Origin of the sequence: Chitinophaga tropicalis, from assembly GCF_009758205.1 — a bacterium.
Taxonomy (GTDB): Bacteria; Bacteroidota; Bacteroidia; order Chitinophagales; family Chitinophagaceae; genus Chitinophaga; species Chitinophaga tropicalis.
Genome location: NZ_WRXN01000001.1, coordinates 548,552 through 571,324, shown reverse-complemented (window position 1 = coordinate 571,324; position 22,773 = coordinate 548,552). Strand labels below are relative to the sequence as shown.

The 22,773-nt window shown below is 46.5% G+C and carries 21 protein-coding genes; 12 read left to right on the top strand and 9 right to left on the bottom strand.

Going from position 1 to position 22,773, the window contains the following annotated elements; genetic code table 11:
- Positions 1-61: 61 nt before the first annotated feature.
- Positions 62-418, top strand: a complete 357-nt coding sequence (locus tag GO493_RS02430) for an arsenate reductase family protein (protein ID WP_157304495.1) — start codon at positions 62-64, stop codon at positions 416-418.
- A 63-nt stretch (positions 419-481) separates the two neighbouring features.
- Here the strand turns inward: GO493_RS02430 and GO493_RS02425 are convergent, their stop codons facing one another.
- The gene (locus GO493_RS02425; protein ID WP_157304493.1) at positions 482-1,582 is read right to left on the bottom strand and encodes a glycosyltransferase; all 1,101 of its coding nucleotides are present in this window, start codon (positions 1,580-1,582) and stop codon (positions 482-484) included.
- 375 nt (positions 1,583-1,957) lie between these two features.
- On the opposite strand from GO493_RS02425, the gene GO493_RS02420 reads away from it, so the two are divergent.
- The 3 genes from GO493_RS02420 (at position 1,958) to GO493_RS02410 (ending at position 4,447) form a co-directional block, all read left to right on the top strand.
- Positions 1,958-2,206 carry a hypothetical protein gene (locus tag GO493_RS02420; protein ID WP_157304491.1) on the top strand — a complete coding sequence of 83 codons (249 nt, stop codon included), beginning with the start codon at positions 1,958-1,960 and terminating at the stop codon, positions 2,204-2,206.
- 195 nt (positions 2,207-2,401) lie between these two features.
- On the top strand, positions 2,402-3,541 hold the full coding sequence (locus GO493_RS02415; RefSeq protein WP_157304489.1) for a formimidoylglutamase: 1,140 nt from the start codon (positions 2,402-2,404) through the stop codon (positions 3,539-3,541).
- Positions 3,542-3,559: 18 nt separating this feature from the next.
- Positions 3,560-4,447, top strand: coding sequence for a YitT family protein (locus GO493_RS02410; RefSeq protein WP_157304488.1), 888 nt, complete (start codon positions 3,560-3,562; stop codon positions 4,445-4,447).
- A 236-nt stretch (positions 4,448-4,683) separates the two neighbouring features.
- On the opposite strand, the gene GO493_RS02405 is transcribed toward GO493_RS02410, so the two are convergent.
- From GO493_RS02405 to GO493_RS02385, 5 genes are all read right to left on the bottom strand, one after another.
- A complete protein-coding gene (locus GO493_RS02405; protein ID WP_157304486.1) occupies positions 4,684-5,097 on the bottom strand; it encodes a lysozyme inhibitor LprI family protein in 414 nt (137 codons plus the stop codon).
- A 139-nt stretch (positions 5,098-5,236) separates the two neighbouring features.
- A complete protein-coding gene (locus GO493_RS02400) occupies positions 5,237-6,520 on the bottom strand; it encodes a M16 family metallopeptidase (RefSeq protein WP_157304484.1) in 1,284 nt (427 codons plus the stop codon).
- A 53-nt stretch (positions 6,521-6,573) separates the two neighbouring features.
- On the bottom strand, positions 6,574-7,809 hold the full coding sequence (locus tag GO493_RS02395) for a M16 family metallopeptidase (RefSeq protein WP_157304483.1): 1,236 nt from the start codon (positions 7,807-7,809) through the stop codon (positions 6,574-6,576).
- An 80-nt stretch (positions 7,810-7,889) separates the two neighbouring features.
- On the bottom strand, positions 7,890-8,795 hold the full coding sequence (locus tag GO493_RS02390) for a retroviral-like aspartic protease family protein (RefSeq protein ID WP_157304481.1): 906 nt from the start codon (positions 8,793-8,795) through the stop codon (positions 7,890-7,892).
- A gap of 47 nt (positions 8,796-8,842) precedes the next feature.
- Positions 8,843-10,078 (bottom strand): aspartyl protease family protein, encoded by a 1,236-nt coding sequence (locus GO493_RS02385; RefSeq protein ID WP_157304480.1) that lies wholly within the window; start codon positions 10,076-10,078, stop codon positions 8,843-8,845.
- A 175-nt stretch (positions 10,079-10,253) separates the two neighbouring features.
- On the opposite strand from GO493_RS02385, the gene mqnC reads away from it, so the two are divergent.
- The 3 genes from mqnC to GO493_RS02370 all read left to right on the top strand — a co-directional run bounded on the left by mqnC (position 10,254) and on the right by GO493_RS02370 (position 12,809).
- The gene (gene mqnC / locus GO493_RS02380) at positions 10,254-11,378 is read left to right on the top strand and encodes a cyclic dehypoxanthinyl futalosine synthase (protein ID WP_157304479.1); all 1,125 of its coding nucleotides are present in this window, start codon (positions 10,254-10,256) and stop codon (positions 11,376-11,378) included.
- A gap of 210 nt (positions 11,379-11,588) precedes the next feature.
- Positions 11,589-12,215, top strand: a complete 627-nt coding sequence (locus tag GO493_RS02375; protein ID WP_157304477.1) for a hypothetical protein — start codon at positions 11,589-11,591, stop codon at positions 12,213-12,215.
- Positions 12,216-12,263: 48 nt separating this feature from the next.
- The gene (locus GO493_RS02370; protein ID WP_157304475.1) at positions 12,264-12,809 is read left to right on the top strand and encodes a GNAT family N-acetyltransferase; all 546 of its coding nucleotides are present in this window, start codon (positions 12,264-12,266) and stop codon (positions 12,807-12,809) included.
- 31 nt (positions 12,810-12,840) lie between these two features.
- Here the strand turns inward: GO493_RS02370 and GO493_RS02365 are convergent, their stop codons facing one another.
- Positions 12,841-13,734, bottom strand: a complete 894-nt coding sequence (locus tag GO493_RS02365; protein WP_157304473.1) for a hydroxypyruvate isomerase family protein — start codon at positions 13,732-13,734, stop codon at positions 12,841-12,843.
- 366 nt (positions 13,735-14,100) lie between these two features.
- On the opposite strand from GO493_RS02365, the gene GO493_RS02360 reads away from it, so the two are divergent.
- Positions 14,101-14,418, top strand: a complete 318-nt coding sequence (locus tag GO493_RS02360; RefSeq protein ID WP_157304472.1) for a hypothetical protein — start codon at positions 14,101-14,103, stop codon at positions 14,416-14,418.
- A 335-nt stretch (positions 14,419-14,753) separates the two neighbouring features.
- Here the strand turns inward: GO493_RS02360 and GO493_RS02355 are convergent, their stop codons facing one another.
- Both GO493_RS02355 and GO493_RS02350 read right to left on the bottom strand, forming a co-directional pair.
- Positions 14,754-17,618, bottom strand: coding sequence for a TonB-dependent receptor (locus tag GO493_RS02355; RefSeq protein ID WP_157304470.1), 2,865 nt, complete (start codon positions 17,616-17,618; stop codon positions 14,754-14,756).
- Positions 17,619-17,661: 43 nt separating this feature from the next.
- Positions 17,662-18,474 (bottom strand): GLPGLI family protein, encoded by an 813-nt coding sequence (locus GO493_RS02350; RefSeq protein WP_157304469.1) that lies wholly within the window; start codon positions 18,472-18,474, stop codon positions 17,662-17,664.
- A 209-nt stretch (positions 18,475-18,683) separates the two neighbouring features.
- On the opposite strand from GO493_RS02350, the gene GO493_RS02345 reads away from it, so the two are divergent.
- From GO493_RS02345 to GO493_RS02330, 4 genes are all read left to right on the top strand, one after another.
- Complete coding sequence (locus tag GO493_RS02345; RefSeq protein ID WP_198315436.1) at positions 18,684-20,090, top strand: sensor histidine kinase; 1,407 nt, start codon at positions 18,684-18,686, stop codon at positions 20,088-20,090.
- 1 nt (position 20,091) lies between these two features.
- Positions 20,092-20,778 carry a response regulator transcription factor gene (locus GO493_RS02340; RefSeq protein WP_157304466.1) on the top strand — a complete coding sequence of 229 codons (687 nt, stop codon included), beginning with the start codon at positions 20,092-20,094 and terminating at the stop codon, positions 20,776-20,778.
- A 16-nt stretch (positions 20,779-20,794) separates the two neighbouring features.
- On the top strand, positions 20,795-21,823 hold the full coding sequence (gene pheS / locus GO493_RS02335; RefSeq protein WP_157304464.1) for a phenylalanine--tRNA ligase subunit alpha: 1,029 nt from the start codon (positions 20,795-20,797) through the stop codon (positions 21,821-21,823).
- 88 nt (positions 21,824-21,911) lie between these two features.
- A complete protein-coding gene (locus tag GO493_RS02330; protein ID WP_157304463.1) occupies positions 21,912-22,772 on the top strand; it encodes a 3-hydroxyacyl-CoA dehydrogenase NAD-binding domain-containing protein in 861 nt (286 codons plus the stop codon).
- Position 22,773 lies beyond the last annotated feature (1 nt).

Genomic DNA, 22,773 nt, shown 5'->3' with positions numbered 1-22,773 from the left:
GAAGTAATGAATTTGGCAGTTGATAAGAGCGGGCGGATATTTGCGTGCAAAGAACATCAACATGAAAAAAATATATCATCTGTCAACGTGTAGTACCTGTAAGCGGATACTTGAATCTACCGGGGCGAAGGAAAAGGGGTTTGTTCTGCAGGATATTAAAACGGAGAAGATTACTCCGCAGCAGCTGGAGGAAATGCATAAGCTGGCGGGGAGTTATGAGGCGCTTTTCAGCAGGCGTTCGCAGAAGTACCGACCTATGGGATTGCATGAGAAGGAGTTGACAGAGAAGGATTATCATGATCTGATATTGCAGGAGTATTCGTTTTTGAAGCGGCCGGTGGCGATAGTGGGGAAGCAGATCTTTATAGGAAGTGATAAGAAGACGGTGGAGGGGTTGGAAGCAGCGGCGGGGAAATAGATTGTTGCTCAAAAAAGAGGTTTCGACTTTGGCGAAACCTCTTTTTTGAGGCCGGCTAAAAAATTAATTCAGCGATTGTACGAACTCTCTCACCACAGTTTTATACTGTTCCATATCTTTTTCATGTTCAAAGGATTTGAAAGGAAACGCCTGAACGGCTGCCAGGGCTTCTTTCAGATCGAAGACATGTTGTGAGACGTTGTAGAAATACCCTTTTTTCATCAGGAACTTTCCGAGATATTCCTGTTCTGACTGTCCCGGTGTGGGGATCAGGATGGCCCTTTTATTCAGTTTTACGAGGTCCATCAGGGTGGTATAACCTGAGCGGCTCAACACCATACCGGAGGCCAGCATGGCTTCATTCAGCTCTTTTGCGTTGAGGTGGTTCACCTGCAGGATGCGGGGTGTGATCTGTTGTTTTTCCGGGGTACCGGGTTTACCGCTTACTATCAGTGCGCTGATAGGCATTTCCCTTACCTGTTCAAGTACCATTTTCTCCAGGTTGGAACGTTGTGGCTCCGGTCCGGAAATGAGTACCAGCAGATCGTACTGGCGGGATATGCCTGGCTGGTTCTCAAAGCGGCTAAGACAGCCCAGGTAAGTGGTTTTGACGGGTGGCAGTTTAGCCGGGTGGGCCAGAATGCCGGACAGGTTATTGGCGTCAGCATAGTCTGGTATCCAACAGGCATTGTATTTGCGGATATAGCTATAGTTAAGATGTTGCAGGCATTTTTCTATGATGCCGCCGAAAGGTGTTTTGATCAGAAGCTGATGGGATATGAATACTGTAGGGACGGTTTTGTGATACAGGCCGAAGCGATTGTCTGATATCACAGCATCTATATGATGTTCTTCCACTACCTTTTGCAGCCAGCGCTGCTCATATTTTATAGTTTTTATGATCTTGGGGATCTGCTGGATGATCTTCCAGCCAAAGAGCCAGCCTTTTTGTGCATACTGGATCCTGTACCCGGGGAGCGGCAGAATGGTCAGTTGCGGGAATTCCTGTTGCAAAAGGGCGGCGTGTTTGCCCTCAGCAGCAATAACTACGTTGCAACCTGCGTTTAATAATTCATGGATAAGCGGGATGTCGCGGGTAGCGTGCCCTAGTCCCCAGTCGAGCGGTACTACCAGAATTGTTTTGCGCGTAGATTTTGTGGACAAATATTTGAAATTTTTACGAATTTAGCTTAATTTAGAAATGCGCACTGTTAAGAAAAGGTAAACTCTGTTGCAGACTGGCATTACAATCGAAAGAATAAAACTATCGTATGATTAATCGAAAATGGCTGATTATCTTTTTTCTTTGCAGTAGCCTGAGTATAATTGGGCAGGGATGTAAGATGTTGAAAAAGAACGACTGCGGATGCCCTACTATGAATAAGAAACGTATGCATTGATTTGTAGTTCAATTTTTTAACTGAGGAAGTCCCACTGAAAAGCTTGTAACATCCATCTTGTTGAGCACGCCAAATCGCTTACACTCCTATAAGAAAACACCATTGAACCTAATTTTAGGGATTTACTCAATTTTTTATAATGAAACAGGTAGAGAGGGATTTATTGATTTTGCTGCATGAGGATCGTTATAACGAACAGCAGATCCAGCATGCAGTAAAGCAGATAAGCGATATGCTGACTATGGTAGAGACCATGGAGTACCTATGTAACGTAATGGAGGTTGCTGATTGTAATAAAAACCGTATTACCAGCAAACTGACAATTCTGCAAAGAGCATTTGCCAGGAAAGAGCATAAGGCTTTTGAATTCATCGTACATAAGAACTAACAGTGAACAATATCGCCAACTGATCGTGGCCAACTATTTTGGTCATGCTATAACCGGTGCCATTAAAACGGAGTAATCTGATACTGACGCCACGTTATTTGTATAACAGAAATATTAATCCGTATTTCATTCCACTGCGGAAGATCATATTTCGCAATTGATTCGTAGGTTTGCCGGCAAACAAATATTGTTGAGATGGCAGACTTTACGCTCCTGCATGATTATTTACTTCCTATTTCCAGATCCGGCCTGAATGATGACGAGGAATATGATGAATACCAGATTGGTAGCATTGCAGACCTGTATGAGGAAGGTTATACGCCGAACCTTGATATAGCTGATATTATCTTACTGGGCGTGGGAGAAGACCGTGGATATGGTCCCGGAAAGAAAGGCGGAGATGCTGCAGATATTGTGCGCAAGGAATTTTACAGTTTATATTACTGGCATAAAGATGTTCGTATAGCCGATGTGGGTAACCTGAGAAGAGGTGTGAAACTGGCAGATACCTATGCTGCATTAAGAACGGTGCTGGCAGAACTTATCAACTCCAACAAAACGATTATCATCCTGGGCGGATCACATGATCTGACCTACGCACAATACAAGGCATATGCTTCACAGAAATATGTGATAGAAGCGACTGTAGCAGATGCACTGATAGACCTGAAAGAAGAATCTTCTATCCCGGCAGACAGCTTCCTGATGGATATGCTGACAGAACAGCCCAATTACATCCGCCATTACAATCATCTTGGTTTCCAGAGCTATTATGTGCATCCACGTATGCTGGAAACGCTGGATAAACTTCGCTTTGACTGCTACCGCCTGGGTAAGGTGAGAGAGAACCTGGAAGAGATAGAACCTGTGCTGCGCAATACCGACCTTCTGAGCCTGGATATCAATATCATCAAACATAACGACGCTCCTGCCAATACTCTCTCCCCTAACGGGCTGGGAGGCGATGAAGCCTGCGCGCTGTCACGCTATGCGGGGATGAGCGGAAGACTCAGCACCTTTGGTATTTATGGGTACCGCCCGGAAAAAGACAGGGACCTTCTTACGGCAAGACAGATAGCACAGATGCTGTGGTATTTTATGGATGGCTGTTCTGTGAAGAACAAAGAAGCTATTTTGCAGGACAGGGACGCATTTTGGGAGTTTAACATTGTATGTGCAGATATTGACACTGTGTTCCTCAAGAGCAAGAAAACTGGCAGATGGTGGATGCAACTTCCGGGTAAGGATTTTGTACCTTGTGCGTACAACGATTACCTGCTTGCCAGTAACAATGAGATCCCGGAGAGATGGTTGAGGCACCAGGAAAGAATGTAGTAATATCCGATAAAATATATGCAGACAAGGGAAACCCGGGCTCGTATCAGCCTGGTCCAGAACATACAGGACATTGTGCTGATAGCAATAGGCGTATTGCTGGCAGCAGTAGGATTGAAAGGATTTCTTTTACCCAATGGCTTCCTGGATGGAGGGGTGACAGGTATTTCCCTGCTGATAAGCCGGTTGACCGGCTGGTCTATCTCCGTATTGCTTATCATTATCAATATCCCGTTCATTTTACTGGCTTATAAACAGCTATCGCTCAGCTTTACGATAAAGGCGCTCTGCGCTATTCTGGGCCTGGCAGCTGCGCTGGTATTTATCAGTATACCGGCTATTACAAGTGATAAACTGCTGATCGCCATTTTTGGCGGGTTTTTTCTTGGGGCAGGTATAGGATTATCTGTAAGAGGGGGTGCTGTGCTGGATGGTACGGAGGTGCTGGCGCTTTACATCAACAGGAAAACGGTGCTTTCTATGGGGGAAGTGATCATGTATTTCAACATTGTCATTTTCGGGTTTGCGGCGGTACTGATCAATGTTGAGACGGCGTTATATGCTATACTTACTTACCTGGCGGCTTCAAAGACAGTGGATTATATTATCCAGGGTTTTGAGGAATACATTGCGCTGACCATAATATCTCCTGAGAGTGAGCTGATAAGGAAGACGCTGACACTTAGTTTGCGTAAGGGAGTAACGGTGTTTAAAGGGCAAAGTGGTTTTGGGAAGAGAGGGGCTGTGGATAGTGAGATCAATATCATTTATACTGTGGTGACGCGATTGGAAGTGCATAAGATCATTGATGAAATTGAGAAGATAGATGAGAAAGCGTTTATTGTGCAGCATAATATTAATGATACGCGAGGGGGGATGATTAAGCGTAGGGCGACGCATCATTAGAAAGAGTTTTTATGCGTGGAGCGGAAGAACTGCTCAAAAAACCTACATGAACAGGGTTTACAAAGGAGGATGAAAATCCTTAATTCTCCAGCAAAACATTATGTTAATCGAATAATCCTGTCGGCTCATTTTCAATTACCTGAGCTGTATTTTCAGAAAAAAATTGGGTTCGCCTTTGGCGAACCCAATTTTTTTGAGAGGCGGAATTTTGTTTTGAGTGCGGGCCGGCTGCGTGGTCAGGAACGGGTGCTGGCCAGCAGTTCAATTACTCTTGTTCTCAGGTACGCAGCCTTATTATCAGTAACTATCATATCGTCATCGAGGCCTGAGAGAGTCAATGGTCTTTTCTTCTCTACACGAAGGTCAATATCCCTGAAATAAGCATCTTTCTTTTGCACCCACTGTGCCTGGGATACCTGCAGTAATTCACGGCGGTTGTTATCCAGTTTGCCGTACAGCTGGCGGTACACGGCGTCTAACAGGCTATCCATTGCTGCATAATACTGAAGGGCGCAGTTGTAAGAGCTCTTACCTTCAGACAGGCATTGCTGATAACGTTTTTCGAGAGAATCTACGGTTGTTTTAGTGGTTTGTGCAAAAACAATGTTCAGACATAGGCACAATGGCAGGGATAAGAAGATATGTTTCATAGGATTTCGACAGTTAGGGTCGCAATATATATCAAATATATATTATACAAAACAAGTGCTCAAAAAAAGGGATGGGGGTATCGGTTAGTGTTTTATGAAGGGAAGGTTTGGCCCATAGGGCCAAACCGTGATAATAAGCTTATATAACAACCAGCTCGTAGAAATCTTCAGGAGTGAAGTATTCTTTAGCCAGTTCCTGCAATTCTTCGGCAGAGATGGTTTTGATGGTACGGATGTTATTGTAGAAGTAATTTTCATCCACGCCATTGAGAATGAGTGTTTTCCAGCGCTGAATGATCTGGAATGCGCCGTCAAGATCGCCCAGAATGGAACCTATCATGAAGTTACGCACCAGGTGCAGTTCATCTTCGGGAACAATTTCATTTTGAAGGGTACGCAATTCTTTATAGATCTCTTCGATGGTAGCCTCGCACACATCCCTTCCGGCTTCTGTCTGGATATTGATGGCGCTGGTTTGCCTGAAGTTATAGAGCTGCGAGTAGATACCGTAGGTATATCCTTTCTCTTCCCTGATGTTGCTCATGAGGCGGGAACCAAAGTAACCACCGAAGATGGTATTGAGCACCAGCATTTTCGGAAAATCAGGATGATAGCGGTTAGGGAATGGGCGTGCTACGCGTACGGCTCCCTGTACCCCGTTCTCATCATTGAAGATGCGGAACTTCTTCTCTTCTGCAGGAGCAACGGACAGTTCCGGTTTAATGAGGGTTGACTCACCATTCCATTTGGTAGTACCGAAGTACTGGTTGAGAAGGGCAATGAGATTTTCCGGCAGATGACCGGCAATAAATATCTTACAGTTATTGTAAGTATAATGTTGTTTGTAGAAGGCAGCCAGGGTGTCTGTTTGCAGTGCATCATAGGCATCCATGCTGCTTACGCGGCCGTATGGGTGAAACTCGCCGAACAGGTATTTATCTATATGCCTGTTGGCCACGAAGTCGCATTTCTGCAGGTTTACGGCGAGGCGTTGTTTCATGTTCTGCCTGAAAATGGCTAATTCTTCTTCCGGGAAAGAGGGATCCATGATCACTTCCTGCAATACGGGGAGCATTTCTGTGAAATGTTTGGTAAGGCAGTGCAGTGTGTAGGTGGCATTTTCATGATGGCAGTTACGGTTCAGGTGTGCGCCAAAGTAGTCAATGCTCTCGTTGATTTCCCGGGCAGAGTGTTTGCTGCTGCCGTTCTTCATGAGGAAATTGGAGGCAGATGCTACCAGGTTTTCCGTTTCATACCAGCTACCGCCGGGAAAAACCAGTTCCAGTTGCAGGGTGTCCTGCTCATCAGATTTTACTACGTAAACGGGGATGCCGTTATCCAGCGTAAACTTCTCGTATGGTTTAAGCGTGATATCGAAATCTACAGCATCTTTTATTTCGGGGGCAATTTTCCGGTTTATCATTAATCTTTCTGCGTATTTATTTACTACAAGGAAATTCAGTCTGCAAGGCAGTGTTATCCGGCGTAATAGTATATAGTATTGGAATTCTTTTCGTTGAACAGCAGCTGGGCTTCCCGGTGCATATCTGCTGTGGTGACAGCTTCATAGTTGCTGAACTCTGTGTTCATGAGCTCTGCGTCTCCTATCAGTTCATAGAAAGCCAGGTTGTTGGCACGGTTGAGCAGTCCCATATCTTCGAAGGCCAGCATGCTTTCCACGCGGTTCTTCACTTTTTGCAGTTCTCTTTCCGGGATCACTTCCTGCTGTACTTTATCCAGTTCTTCCTGGATAGCTTTTTCAGCATCTTTCATTTTCACACCTTTTACCAGTTTGCCTTCTATGGTGAGCAGGCCGGCATCGAGGGTACCGAAATGATAACATTCTATGTTGCTGAACAGTTTCTTTTCTTTTACCAGCACCTGGTTAAGGCGGGAGGACGCGCCTCCGCCGAGGATATCGGAGATCAGGTCTGTTGTATAGTATTGTTTGTCTGTACGGCCAGGCATGTGATAACATTTATACAGGGCGTCCAGCGGTACGTTGGCTTTTACTTCCAGTTTGTGTGCGGCTGCCTGTGGTGGTTCTACCGGCAGATTGCGCTGGATGCGTTGTCCGGAAGGGATATCGCCAAACCATTTTTCTGCCAGCAGCTTTACCTGGGCGGTGGTGACATGACCTCCTACTACGAGGATGGCGTTGGCTGGCCGGTAATATCTGAAGAAGAAGTCCTTTACTTCTTCCAGGCGGGCGTTTTCAATATGTGACAGTTCTTTGCCTATGGTCATCCATTTATAGGGATGAACGGAATAGGAAAGGTCACGCATTTTGTGCCATACATCGCCATAAGGTTTGTTGATATAGTGTTCTTTGAACTCTTCACAAACTACTTTACGTTGTACGTCCAGGCTCTTTTCGCTGAAGGCGAGGGAAAGCATACGATCGCTTTCCAGCCAGAAGGCGGTCTCTATATTTTCTGCCGGGAGTTGTATGTAGTAGTTGGTAAGATCGCTGGTGGTGTAGGCGTTATTTTCGCCTCCGGCCATCTGTAAGGGTTCGTCATATTCCGGGATGTTGACGGAGCCGCCAAACATCAGGTGTTCAAATAAGTGAGCAAAACCTGTCTTGTTCGGGTCTTCATCACGTGCGCCTACGTCATACATCACGTTTACCACCGCCATTGGCGTGGTATGGTCCTCGTGCACAATAACGCGCAATCCGTTGGACAGGGTGAATTTATTGTAATGGATCATACTTCCGGTTTTATGAAAGTTGCAAGTTATTAAAAGAATGGCAGAATGGGACGGGTCTATTTTCCCTGTAGGATACGGCGTTATCTTTCGAGGTAAACCTCTCTGGCGTCGTAATTGATAGTAATTGTCCGGAACTGTCTCCATACCATGAAGCCAATGGACCCGGCTACTTCAGACATAGAGCCTGCATCGTTCACTTCTTTGCAGTAGCTGGCGGCCACATCGTCCAGGCGTATGTTTCCCATGTTGAGATTGGGGATGGTGGTATTGGTATAGGTCAATTCCTGGTAAAGGTCCTGGACCTTATCTGTGCTGAGGACGGGCAGCTGGCTGATCAACTGGTATTTTTCCATATAGGGCCAGTTGAAGAGGATCCCATATTCGCCTCCGGTAATGAAATGGTAGCGGCTGGCAAGTGTTTTCCCGCTGGGGAGGCGGATGGTTGCTTCTATGGCCGGCGTGTCGAAGTTAAGGCTGAGGGGTAGTCTTTTCCCTACGGCATCCAGGGGACTTTTGCCCTGGCGGTAAAGTTTTAGTTCCTGTTTCTCATAGTCTATCTTCACTACAAATGCTTTCAGGAGATCTACACCGATAATGCCATCCAGCGGGACCGGTACGCTCTGGAATTCCCTGAGGGGCTCTATGTAGACCTTTACAAAGGGCAGCCGGGTCTTGTCGAGATAGAGTACGTTGATGGTGGCGGTGGGCACTCTGACTACAACGGCGTCGTTTCCGCTAAGGCCACCGTCATTCTTTGTTTCCAGCATGAGCTTATCTGCTGTTGCTTTACTGAGGGTGGTTACCTCGGCGCCGGTATCAAAGATGAAGTGCAGGCTGTCTGTTGTGCTGGAGAGGCAGGCGGTGATGACCATGTACCGGTCGTACAACCGGAATGGCAGTGTTGCCACCACTTTAGAAGTGGGGTCTCCCTGGGCAAAAGTGAAGACCGGCAGGCATGCAAGTATGGCAAAAAGGTACTTATTCACGTAACACATCTCTAACGGAAGATGTTGCAAGGTATTATATCAGTCCGCTATAATATGCTTTTGATCTGGATTTTTTTCAGTAAAAGATCTTTGTCGCGCATAATCAATAAAGTAGGACGGGTGCCGATATTTTTCAGCATGTCCCTGTACTGCTGCAGGTTGGAGGAAAAGGAATTATTGATGGCAACGATGATGTCTCCTTTTTTGAACCCGGCTTTTTCTGCCGGAGAGCCTTTGATGATATCGGTGACCTCTACCCTGCCGTTTATCAGGTAGATGATCAGGCCTGTGTAGGAGTAGTCGAACTGATCACGGAAGTGGGAATTGGGTATGATATAGATCTCTTTCCTGCCGTAGTTGAGAATGAGGTTGAAGCGGCGCAGGAGGTCATTGCCTACCATTCCGCCGAGGAAGGGGTATGCTGTTACGTTGGTGACATCGTCAAAGAGATAGACGGGTACGTTGCGGAAGGCATAGGAGCCGATCCTGAACTCCTGAATGGTGGTGATATCCATATTCATTTTTCCTCCCAGTCCCTGGGCTTCTGTCTGGATCACTTTCCTTTGTTTTTTACGGGAGGTGAGAATGGCGCTGTCTTTTACAAACTGGTGTGAGAGCAGCAGGCACATACCGGCGCCGGTATCGAAATAATAGCGGCTGTTGTTCTGCATTTTGCCATTGCGCAGCTGGGCTGTAACAATAGGGATCAGGGTGAGGGAAGGTCTGAGCAGGTTGCCGCCTTTGGGATAGGAGAAACGGCCTTTGGAGTAGATGCTGATCAGTTCTGTATCATAATCTACCTGGACAATATATTTGCTAAGGAGGCTGTACCCGATGATGCCGTCTATCTGTAAGCCGTACACCTGGCTGATCAGCTCATAGTCGTTGACGTGGAAATCGAGGCTGTCTACCTGTAATCCGGGCAGTGTGAGTGTACGGTCCATGGCAAAGGAGACTTTTTTGGAGCCGCCTACACCTCTTACCACTCTTTCAGTAGGTGTTAATTTGATGCCATAATGTACACAGGTGCCGGTATCCAGGGAAATGCCGGCGCTGCCGGTGTCGAGGATGAATTGCAGGGTGTCGGGAACACCTTCCAGCCTGGCGCTGACCACTACTACCCCACCGTAGTATTGTTTGAAGGGGAAACGGGTGATCAATACGGCGTCCCGGGTGGTGGTATCGAGGCCATACGGCTGCGTTTGTGCGGCAGCAACGTGGAAAAGGAAGATGGTGGCCAGCAGGGATAGCCAACAGTGCTTCAGCGAGGTTTTTTTTAACATACAGTACGCGACAGAGTGACGTGTTATAACGTGTTATAAATTTAACATTAAAATAGCAGCACAGGGCGGTTTTGTTTTGAGCGGCAGTTTGAATTTCCGGGAGGGAGGAAGTGGGCCTATGGCCGGTTAAAAAATCAAACTGAGGCGGTTTTGTTTTTTCCTACCTTTGTCCATCATGGAACTGAAAGATCTATACAGTAAAGCATTAAATTTTGAGTGGCTCACACCGGAAGAAGGGATCTATCTTTTTGAGAAAGCGCCACTTGCAGAGCTGATGCATATCGCGGATGAGCTCCGCAGGAAGCAGGTACCGCATGGTAAAGTGACCTGGCAGATAGACCGGAACGTGAACACTACGAATGTTTGTACGGCTAACTGTAAATTCTGCAATTTCTATCGTGTGCCGGGGCATGCGGAGGCTTATATCACCAGTATTGATGAATATAAGCGTAAGATAGAAGAGACCCTTAAATACGGAGGAGACCAGCTGCTGTTGCAGGGGGGCCATCACCCGGAACTGGGCCTGCAGTTTTATGTAGATACTTTCAAACAGCTGAAGCAGTTATATCCCAATGTAAAGCTGCATGCACTCGGGCCCCCGGAAGTTGCCCATATCACCAAGCTGGAGAAAAGCACCCATACAGAAGTACTGAAAGCTTTGAAAGAAGCCGGGTTGAACAGCTTACCAGGCGCAGGCGCCGAGATACTGAACGACAGGGTACGCCGTCTTATCTCTAAAGGGAAATGCGGCGCGCAGGAATGGCTGGATGTTATGCGTGCGGCACATAAGCTGAACATTGCATCTTCAGCAACCATGATGTTTGGCCATGTGGAGACGCTGATGGAGCGTTTCCAGCACCTGGCGGATATCAGGCAGGTACAGAGTGAGAAACCGGAAGGCCATTATGGTTTTACTGCGTTCATTCCCTGGACCTTCCAGGATGTGGATACGTTGCTGGCCCGTATACGTGGTGTACATAACATGACCACTGCAGAGGAATATATCCGTATGATAGCTATGAGCCGTATCATGCTGCCTAATATTAAAAACATCCAGGCGTCCTGGCTGACGGTTGGTAAGCAGGTAGCACAGATATGCCTGCATGCGGGAGCGAATGACTTTGGTTCTATTATGATCGAGGAGAATGTGGTAAGTGCTGCGGGCGCGCCTCACAGGTTTACTTACCGTTCTATGCAGCAGGCTATTAAAGAAGCCGGTTTTGAGCCGCAACTGCGTACACAGTTGTATGAGTTCAGAGAGGTGCCTGCCGGAATAGAGGAGCAGATAATAAATTATTGATTTTTGCAGATCACTATATGATGCCGCAAAAGACGTTTTAAAACGTCTTTTGCGGTTTTTCTTTTAAAACAGAACCCAACGTAAAAACGCTTCTTTTATTGCATAGTGAATCTTCGTAACGCATTGTTTATAAAAGGATTGTTAATTTTTGGCCCGCATGTAACCATCCTCCCTTTTCGCCGTCTAACGGGTATAGAAAATGGAGGATATATGAAAAGAATAGGATTATTTATCATGGCGATAGGGCTGCTTTCGATGGCGGCCTGTACCAGTACCAAACTGACTTCTTCGTGGAAAACGCCGGATGCCCGGTTACAGGAGGAGAAGAAGATAATGGTGATTGCCCTTGTACCCGCGAAGGAACGGACCCTGCGTGTGCAGATGGAAAGTAACCTGGTTTCCGAACTGAGGAAAGAAGGGTATAACGCTGTTTCTGCTTATGCTACATATGGTCCGGACGATGAATTGGGTAAGGGTGATGAAAAGGCTGCATTGCGTAAATTCCGTAACAGCGATGTAGACCAGGTAATGACCATTGCGATGGTCGATAAATCGCGTGAGAGAACATTTGTGCCCGGTTACGGCGGGTATCCTTATTACGGAGGCTTCTGGCCTTACTACAGGGGATGGTATGGACGGATGTATGATCCGGGATATTACCAGGTAAATACCAAATATCAGTGGGACACCAACCTGTATGACCTGAAGGAAAAGAAGCTTATCTACAATGCGCAGACTGACTCTGTAGATCCGCCTACAGCTTACAGGCAGGCTTACCTGTTTGCAAAGCAGATAGTAAAGGATATGCAGAAGCAACAGTTGATAGCAAAGAATTAGGATTTTATTAAATTTGAGGTTTGGCAATTTGCCAAACCTCAAATTTTTATGCTGGAGTTACCTGTAAATGAGTTTATTACGTTAAGGCAATTGCAACCGGAACATGCTCCTGCCCTTTATAGCCAACTTGACCAATCGCGCAAAAGCCTGCGCCGTTTCCTGCCCTGGGTAGATTATAATACCAACCAGGAACATTCTCTCCGATTTATAGAAATGATGTTACGTAAGGCGGAAGACCAGGAAGCCATTGCCTTTGGTATATGGGTGGGGGAACAGCTGGGTGGCGTGGTAGACCTGCATTCATGGGACCATCTGCTGGATAAGGCGGAGATGGGATATTGGCTGGGTGAAAAATTCCAGGGAAAGGGAATTGCAGTAGCTTCCTGCCAGGCCCTGATCAATTTTGCGTTTACCCAGCTGAAACTGAATAAACTGGAGATCCGTTTTGCGCTTCAGAATGAGCGCAGCGCCCAGATACCTATACGATTAGGATTTGCCAAAGAAGGCATTCTGCGCCATAGTGCCAAGCTGCATGGGCAGTACGTGGATACTGTGGTGATGGGTATATTAAAGCAGGACTGGAAATTCCGGTAGATGGACAATCAGTCCATCTACCGGAAAAAACTTATATATCGCAGATCTCTACGCCTTGTTTCAGGGAAGCCAGTTTATCAGCTCTTTTCGGAACGAATTCCTGGGCAACAAATCCTTTAAAGCCGGTTTCATGAATAGCTTTCATGATGGCCGGGTAGTAAAGTTCCTGTGTTTCATCTATTTCGTTACGGCCGGGAACCCCGCCGGTATGATAGTGGGCAAAGTAAGGATGGTATTTCTTAATGGTGCTGATCACGTCTCCTTCCATGATCTGCATATGATAGATGTCGTACAGCAGCTTAAAACGATCTGAGCCAATGGCGTTGCAGAGTTCTACTCCCCAGGCTGTATGATCGCACTGGTAATCGGGGTGGTTCACTTTACTGTTCAGCAGTTCCATTACCAGGTTTACGTTCTTTTTCTCGGCATAGCTGATGACCCGTTTCAGGCCTTTGGCGCAGTTTTCCAGGCCCTGCTGATCGTCCAGTCCTTCCCGGTTGCCGGAAAAGCAGATAAGATTGGTGAAGCCGGCTTTGGCGGTTTCGTCTATGAGGTGCTCATAGTAAGTGATCAGCGGATCATGGTGTTCTACCCGGTTCCAACCGCGGGTGATACTCCAGTCTTTATTGATGGAGGCAACCATGGCGCAGGTCAGATCGTACTTTTTAGCTGTGGCAAAATCCTTCGGATCAAGCAGGTCTATAGAAGCCAGTCCTATCTGTTTAGACGCTTTGCACAGGTCTTCCAGCGGAATATCGCTATAGCACCAGGCGCATACGGAATGGTTGATCTGCCCTTTCAGTTTTTCATCTACCGCACTTTCGTGTGCCAGTACACGGGTTGAAAGGGAAGCCAGGGAAGTAGAGGCAAACGCCATAGCAGCGGCTTTTTTGATCATATCGCGACGGGAATTTTGATGAAGCATGTTGTTATACGTGTTTACAGTTTTACGTGAAACTACGCAATTTCAGATTCTATAGAACTGTATGCCCAAATACTTCGTAACTTTATTATAAGGAATAACGTTTAATTACAGAGGAAGAGAGTAAAGAGAGAGGCATCTACCCCGAAGCGCCAATTACGTTCTGATAAAAAGAATTACGAATACACTGCAACGGTCAGGAAGCAGATCCAGGAAAAGAAATCAGCATTTTTTAAGCAATTGTATTACAGAGTATTACCCAGCAAATACCGCCACAACAGCATCCGTAATTCCTGTGCCACAGCCCCGTAATTGATTTTGGTAAGCTATTTGATTATATCATGTTAACAGTTAAAGCGGAGGTCTAATATGGAAAGAAGATTTACCCCTGCATTGTGGATTTGTATTTTAATGGACCTGATAGGATGTGCCAGCTATGCTGTGCCAATTTTAGGAGAAGTAAGCGATGTTATCTGGGCTCCCATTTCTGCAATTGTTTTTTACCGGTTGTTTGGTGGGAATCTGGGATCTTTCGGAAGTGCTTTTAACTTCCTGGAAGAGTTGTTCCCCGGCCTTGATTTCATTCCGACGTTTACCCTGAGCTGGGTTATCAGAAGAGTTACGCAGAATATCAGAGAAAGGAAATCAGCTACACAGAAAGACAGGTATAAAGTGGCTGGGTTATAATTATAACACCGGCAGGCAAAAAAATATTAAGGTTGTAAGGTTTCAAAGCTGGAAGTATGATGGAGGATGTACGCTTCCACCTTTGTTATCCTTTCAACCTTTCAAGAAAGAAGTAAGAGTGAACTACTCAAAAAAAAGCTTTCGCCTTTGGCGAGGGCACTGAAAAAGTAGTTTTCTTTAAAGAAATATTCGGGTAGGGGGTGGAGAATATTTTCGAATAGACGATTCTCAGAGCCTACGTAAGGACTTTTTCAGTGCCCTCGCCTTTGGCGAAAGCTTTTTTTTGAGTAGTTGGTAAAATAAAATTAAAACACAGGCATGGCATTTCTCTTTTATCAGCCTCTTGGGACCATGATCATACCACCGCCTGGAGGTCCTCCCGGTATGCGCATGGGGCCCATCCGCCGTCTTTCATTATTCCCCCCAAACTTATTGATGAAGTAAGTAAAGCTGATCATGAAATAACGTTGCAATACCATATTCTGTACGTCTTCAATATAGTTCTCTCCGGTATTACGGCTGATGCTGACATTCTGTTTCAGCAGGTCAAAACCGGAGAATTTGATCAGTCCCCTTTTATTCTTGAAAACGCTTTTGGAAACAAAAGCGTTCAGCATGGTAACGTCTACGTTGTAACCTGCAGCCCGGCCTGCATTAAGAGTATAGTTGATATCGCTGCCAATGATAAAGCCTAAAGGCAGATTTACATTATAATCGAATGAAAAGGCGTAGTTAAAATAATTGGTGTTGTTGCTGGGTTGAATATCGTACCTGGCGCCGGCGTAATTTATGCTGGCGGAGGTAGAGAAATCAAACAGCTCTTTATATGTATAATTGAAGCTGAGACCTTGTGTAACAGAAAAGTTCCTTGTAAAGCTTTTAACGGCGGAAGAGAAATCACGTCCTGTGGAGCTGAAACTTACGTCCCGGCCGTAGCTGAAATTTGTATTGATGTTGAGTGATGTGCTTGCCTTTTTAAGCGGTATAGTATTCACTACAAATGCGTTGAGGTTGTATGCGCCGTTAGCATTCATCGGTTTCGTATACTGCTTACCGGAAGTATCTGAACGATTGGCGTTCACAATTTTGTTGGTAGTAAAGCTGCTGTTCACATTGGCAAAGAACCCCCGGAAAGTAGTGTTGTTAAATACGTTGTAACCCAGCGTCATATTATGTGTAAAAGAAGGCTTCAGATCCGGATTACCTTCCTGTACATAGATGGAACTGCTGAGGTCCGGCAATGGTTGTAACTGCTGGACGGTAGGCTGGGACGTGCTTCCGTTGTAACGGAAGCGCAGGCGCTTGCTTCTTGCAAAGTTGTAGTTGAACGATGCAGAAGGATAGAAATTTACAGTGTTCTGATCAATACGTGTTTTCCTGCTTACGTTATCGTTCACCAGGCTGTTGAACTGAACGTTTAACCCTAACGTATAATCGTATTTGAATTTCTGTGTGCGGATGTCAAGACCAACCTGTTGTGTTGTGAATGTGTTTTCGAATATATTACTGAGGCTGTCGTTGAACTTATCATATTTACCGGAAGCGCCGTCTATATCGTAAGTGAGGTTCTTAGAAGAACTGTAATTATTGTTAACAGCGTAAGTCAGCTCCATATACCTATCTTTCATGAGTGGCTCGGTATATGTTAACCGCGCGCCCAGTGTTCTGCCGAGGTTATTGGCATTGGTAAGCCTGTCATATCCTGTGGTATAGGCATCTGTGGTATCTGTTGCGAGGTGTGTATCTGCTATTTTGTAGTAGTTCTGCCTGTCTGTGGTGTTATATCCAAAGTTTAGGTTAGCACTGAATGTGCGGCCCTGTTTGTTGAATTTTTTCCGGAACAGCGCATTGGTGGAAAAATTCGGAGAAGTGGCGTTGCTGGTATTGAGAGAGCTACCTTCTATTGTCTTTATCCTGTTCTGGTCCAGTGACTGATAGCTGTTCTCAGAATAGTTTGTACCATTATTGTAGCTGAACGTTGGCGTGAGGATCAATGAGTGCATGGAGTCTATTTCATATTCAACGCGCATGCTCAACCTGTGATTCTTATTATCTGCTACTGAGCCGGAGTTCTGGTTATAATAGTAAGATGTATCTGCCAGGAAGGTTTGTTTGTTGCTTAATCTTTGTGTTTGTGTACGTGTATCGTTCACAAAGTAGCTGCCATTCACTTTGAGCTTTGTACTGAAATCTTCGTTGAAGTTCAGGCCGGCGTTCCAGTTACGTGTAATACCGGTGGTATTGTTGCCGCCAAGGCTGTTGATGGTAGACTGTGCTGCGCCTCTGCGGCCGCCGCCACCGCCTCCTCCCCCACCGTTGCTACCGCTGTTGAAGTTGAATACGTCATTGAAAGTGTATCCGAGGTTATTTACGTTGTTGCCGCTGCCCAGGAAAGACATCTGGCGGTTGTCGCGGAAGCTGTTGAGGTTTGCATTGACAGCGAAGCGTTCATCGTCTCCGTAGCCTGCAGATGCCCTGCCAAAGAATCCCTTTTTTTTATCTTTCTTAATGGTGATGTTAATGGCTTTTTCCCCGTTACCGTCGTCTATACCAGTGAATTGCGCCTGGTCTGACTTACGGTCTATCAGCTGGATCTTATCAATGATATCTGCCGGAAGGTTTTTAGTGGCCAGTTTGGGATCATCGCTAAAAAATGGTTTACCGTCTACCAATACCCTTTTCACTGTCTCTCCCTGGGCGGTAATGACACCATCCTTATCTACTGTGACCCCTGGCAGTTTTTTCAGGAGGTCTTCCACCACGGCATTCTCTCTTGTTTTGAAGGAGCCGGCGTTGAATTCTACTGTATCTGTTTTGACAACGATGGGTGGTACTTCCTGTATGATCTCTACTTCGTTGAGCAGTAATCCTTTCCCTTTCAGATGGATAGTTCCCATATCGGCCGTTGGCTTATCTGCCGAAACGGTAACGGATTTAAAAACGGGCTGATACCCCAGGAAGGTGATATATACGCGATAGTTACCGGGTGTAACGCCGGTAAAGGAGAAGGCTCCTTTTTTATCGGTAAAGGAGGTTGCGGCAAGGGAGGAATCGCGGCCGTACAGAAGGGCAACAGTAGCGTCTGGTAAGGGGTGTGTTGCCGAAGAGTCAGTCAGCAGGCCTTTAATCTGTCCCTGTTGCGCCCGGGCACCGAGCGCAAACAGGAACAGTAATATGCTGATAAAGGCAGTTCTTTTCATGAAGAGGGTATTAATCAAAAGTAGATGCAAGTTAAGCGGTTAATTAATTGCCGTTTTGCCGTCCACGGAATTTCTGCATCTCTTCACGGCGAATATCGCGCAGCTGTTCTTCACTCACTTTTTCTGCGTTGGCGGGCAGGGAGATCTTAGCAGCGTCTACCGGTTTCAGGTCTACTTTTTTAGCTGTAAAGGAGCGGTTGCTGCTTTCTGCTGCCAGCACCACGCCGGAGCCTTCGGGCAGTAATCCGTTAACGGGGCTGTAGCTGAAAGGAAGTTCCTGGGTGTACCATACGGTGTATGTTTCGTCCCGCAGGGTCAAAGTTGCCTTTTTGCAGTTGTAGCCGGCAATCTTTTTGGTTTTGTCTGTCAGCTTAACGTCTTTGGGAGCGGTGAAGTCTTCTTCGGCGAAGTAAGTCTTTGTACTGTCGCTCGGTTTGGTGAAGATCTGTATATACTTCTTATTAGCCAGGTCTACGTAAGCATTGCCGAACATGCCAAACATGCGTGGTCCACGGCCCCGGAAACCGCCACCCTGACGGGGACCCTGGCCATCGCCACCACCCGGAGGAGGGCCATCAGGAGCACCCTGAGGGCGATTGCCCCCACGACCACCACCACCGGCAAAGTCAGGACGGTCTGTTTCCAGTTTACCTTTCCCGGAAGAAAAGTAGAAGTGCTGGTTTAGTGTGATGACCCTGTCTTCTGCTTCTTCATCGCCGCCGCCGCCACCACGGGAAGGCATTTTAGCGTTTACCTCATAATCTATTACCCCGGTATTCTTGTCCTGTGCAAATGCTGTTGTGCCGGTAAAGGCGATCAATGCAGCGCTGAGCAGTGTTTTTGATAAATTCTTCATGATTTCAGGATTTTTTTCTGCTACAAAAGTCATTATTCGGTTTTCATTAGTTGGTTAAATACCATTATTTACTGTTAATTATTGTTAAGGATGTAGGGAGGGTAAGCATGGAATCCGATAGATTTGCATTACACCCGCATGGGGAGAAGGCTTAAACAGCATAAAAGTTTACCATAATGCGTCAGCGGATCCGCAATATTCTGATATTAATGTGTATATGTATCCTGGGAATATACCTGTTCCAGGGATACTGGTTATATAACTCCTATCATATACAGCTTGAGCAGTTTGGAAAGGACATCAATGAATCTTTACGTACAGCGGTTTTCAATAAGCAGTTTGCAGATGTGCGCCGGTACTTCAGGACATATGGCCGGGGCGACCATGATCCTGACAGAAAGCGTGATATGCCGCCGCCGCCGCCGGAGATAATGATGAGGGGGCAGGCTGTTATTGGCATAAAAACGGATGATGTAACTGATATGGGCATACGTAAAATGTATTTCAGGGGCGGTCCTGATTCTGCCGGCCGTTATTATGCAGATACGCTGGCAAGGCAGATATCGGACCTGCTGTTGCTGAACAATGTGCTGGGAGATAGTATGAAGCTGGTGAAGCTGGATTCGGTGTTCAGTGTAGAGCTGCATAACCGGCGGATCATGATGGACTACCGGCTGGATACTTTCCATATCAATTTTAACGGGTATTCGCGAGATAGCTTCCGGGACAGTTTGCGAAGGAAAAGTCCGCTGAAGACTTCGAAGATACCTTTTAATCCTGCCAGCAATCTGTTTGTGCAGGCAGTGTTTGAATCTCCGCTGCAATATATCCTGGCTAAAATGATGTGGACGCTGATAGGGTCTTTCGTGTTGCTGGTGCTTACCACCATCTGCTTCATTTATATGTTGCGTACTATCCTGAAACAGAAGAAACTTTCAGAGGTAAAGAATGATTTCATCAATAACATGACGCATGAGCTGAAAACCCCCATAGCAACGGTTTATGCTGCTGTGGAAGCCATGCAGAACTTCAATGCCCTGAATGATCAGCGGAAGACGCAGACCTACCTGGATATTTCCAAGCAGGAACTACAGCGGTTGTCTGACCTGGTGGAAAAAGTACTGCACATTGCAGCAGAGGAGAAGGAAGAAATAGAGCTGTTCAGGGAGGAGACAGATCTGCCGGAAGTGATAGACAGCATTATTACCAACCATCAGCTGAAAACCAACAGGACGGTACAGTTCAGGTATGATAACCTGCTGGGCGACAGGATGGTGTATGTAGACCGCACACATTTATCCAACGCTATCAGTAACCTGGTGGATAATGCCATTAAATATTCAGGGGACCATCCTACTGTACATATTGTAAGCGCTATTGAGAACGGGAAGCTGGTGGTGAAAGTAAAAGATCATGGCATTGGCATTCCGCGGATGTACCAGGAGAATATCTTTGATACATTTTTCAGGGTGCCTACCGGCAATCTTCATAATGTAAAGGGGTTTGGCCTGGGATTGAGTTATGTGAAGAAGATAGTGATGCTGCACGGAGGGAATATTTCAGTTAACAGCGAACCAGAAAAAGGCAGTGAATTTATCATTCAAATACCGGTATAATATGGCTAAAGTACTATTGATAGAAGACGAATGGCAGCTGGGGCAGATCGTGAAAGACAGCCTGGAGATGAGGGGGTTTGAGATGTTATATGCTGCAGATGGAAAGGAGGGGCTTCAACTTTACCGGGAGCATAACCCGGATGTAGTGGTGCTGGATATTATGATGCCTAATATGGACGGATTTACTGTTACCTCAGAGATACGCAGGCAGGATAAGACCACCCCTATCATTTTCCTGACGGCCAAGTCACAGACCACGGATGTAGTAAAGGGATTTGAGCTGGGAGGGAATGATTATCTGAAAAAGCCTTTCAGCATGGACGAGCTGATTGTGCGCATCAAGGCCCTGCTGCAAAGGTTCAGTGAGCAGCAGGGAACGCCGGGGCCGGTGGCAGATGAGGTGCAGATAGGGCAATATGTGTTCAATTATACCAAACAGACGCTTACCAGGAACAGTAATACCGCATTTCTTTCTCACCGGGAGGCTGAGATACTGAAGAGGCTTTCGGAGAACCTGAACCAGGTAATGGAGCGCAGGACAGTGCTGCTGGACCTCTGGGGCGATGATAGTTTCTTTAATGCCCGCAGTATGGACGTATTTATCACTAAATTGCGACGTTACCTGAAAGACGACCCACGGGTACAGATCGTGAATATAAGAGGGGTGGGTTATAAACTGATCTTTTAAATTATCTTTGCCCCCTATGGAGCAGATAGAACAGCAGATTGCTGCCTACAAACAAGAAATACTGGCTTTTGAACCGGCCACAGCGGCGGACTTAGAACAATACCGCATTAAATTCCTGGGTACAAAAGGAATTGTAAAGGCTATGTTTGGCGAAATGAAACAGGTGCCGAACGAGCGTAAGAAAGAATTCGGGCAGGTGCTGAATGGATTTAAGCAACTGGCAGAGGAAAGATATGCGCAGTTTGAACACCTGAAAGACGGCGACGGCGCTGTGACTTCAGACGTAGACCTTACCCTGCCTGCGGAGCCACACCGCCTGGGTACCCGCCATCCTATCAGCATTGTAAGAAATAATATTATCAGCATATTTGAGCGCCTGGGTTTTGCTATTGCAGAAGGCCCGGAAATAGAGGACGACTGGCATAACTTCACCGCTCTGAACCTTCCGGAGAACCATCCGGCCAGGGATATGCAGGATACTTTTTATATCAGCAAGAACCCCGACTGGCTGCTGCGTACCCATACCTCTTCCGTTCAGGTGAGGGCTATGGAGTCTGGCAAACTGCCTATCCGTATCATCTGCCCGGGACGTGTATACCGCAATGAAACCATTTCCGCCCGTGCACACTGCTTCTTCCACCAGGTAGAAGGGTTGTATATTGACGAGAATGTTTCCTTTGCCGATCTGAAACAAACGCTTTACCATTTTGTAAAAGAGTTGTTTGGAGAGGATATCCGTATCCGCTTCCGCCCTTCCTACTTCCCTTTCACGGAGCCAAGTGCGGAAATGGATATTTCCTGTCATATCTGCGGTGGTAAAGGATGTTCTGTGTGTAAACATACCGGCTGGGTAGAGATACTGGGTTGTGGTATGGTGCATCCGAAAGTGCTGGAGAACTGTGGCATAGACCCGGAGAAATACACTGGTTTTGCCTTTGGTATGGGTATAGAACGTATTACCATGCTGAAGTACCAGATCAAGGACCTGCGTCTGTTCTCAGAGAATGATACCAGGTTCCTGGAGCAATTTGAAGGAGCCATCTGAGCATATACCATGAACTGATTGCAAGGAGAAAGCGTGCAGAGTAATACCGGCCGTTTTCTCCTTTTTTTATACCCCAACCAATCTTTCAATGATCACAACAGACCACATTAAGGTAATAGCTGTTTGCGGGGCCGGCACCATGGGAGCAGGCATTGCGCAGGTTGCCGCTATGAGCGGGTTTCGGACCATCCTGTTTGACGTACAACCGGCCATACTGGACAAGGCCAGACAGCAGATCATGCAGCAGCTGGATACAGCTGTGGCTAAAGGGAAACTGGCAGCTGCAGAAAAAGACGCCGTTTTTCAACGGATACAGTTTACAGAAGATGTGAACAGCTGTAAGGCAGATGTGGTGATAGAGGCAATAGTGGAAAAGTTAGCTGTTAAAACGGCGTTGTTTAACCAGCTGGCAACTATTAACAGTGAAGAAACAATACTGGCATCCAATACATCTTCCCTGTCAGTGACGGCCATTGCAGCAGCGACCACGCATCCTGAGCGGGTGGCTGGCATGCATTTCTTCAACCCTGCCCCTGTTATGAAGCTGGTAGAGATTGTAAGCGGAGAGCAGACATTGCCTGTAGTGGCGCAGCAGTTATACCAGCTGGCAGTGAGGATGGGGAAAACGGCTGTAATGGCAAAGGATACGCCTGGTTTCATTGTGAACAGAGTAGCAAGGCATTACTACCTGGAAGCAATGGAAATAGCTGAAGACGGGGTGGCAGATTACAGAACAATAGACCGGCTGCTGGAAAGCGCGGGGTTCCGCATGGGGCCATTTGCGCTGATGGACCTGATAGGCAATGATGTGAACCTGGCTGTTACCCGTTCTCTTTATGATGCCTATGGTGGTGCGCCGCGGTTTGCGCCTAACAGGCTGCAGATAGAAAAGGTAGAGCAGGGCCAGCTGGGGAAGAAAAGCGGGAAGGGATTTTATAATTATCTTTGAT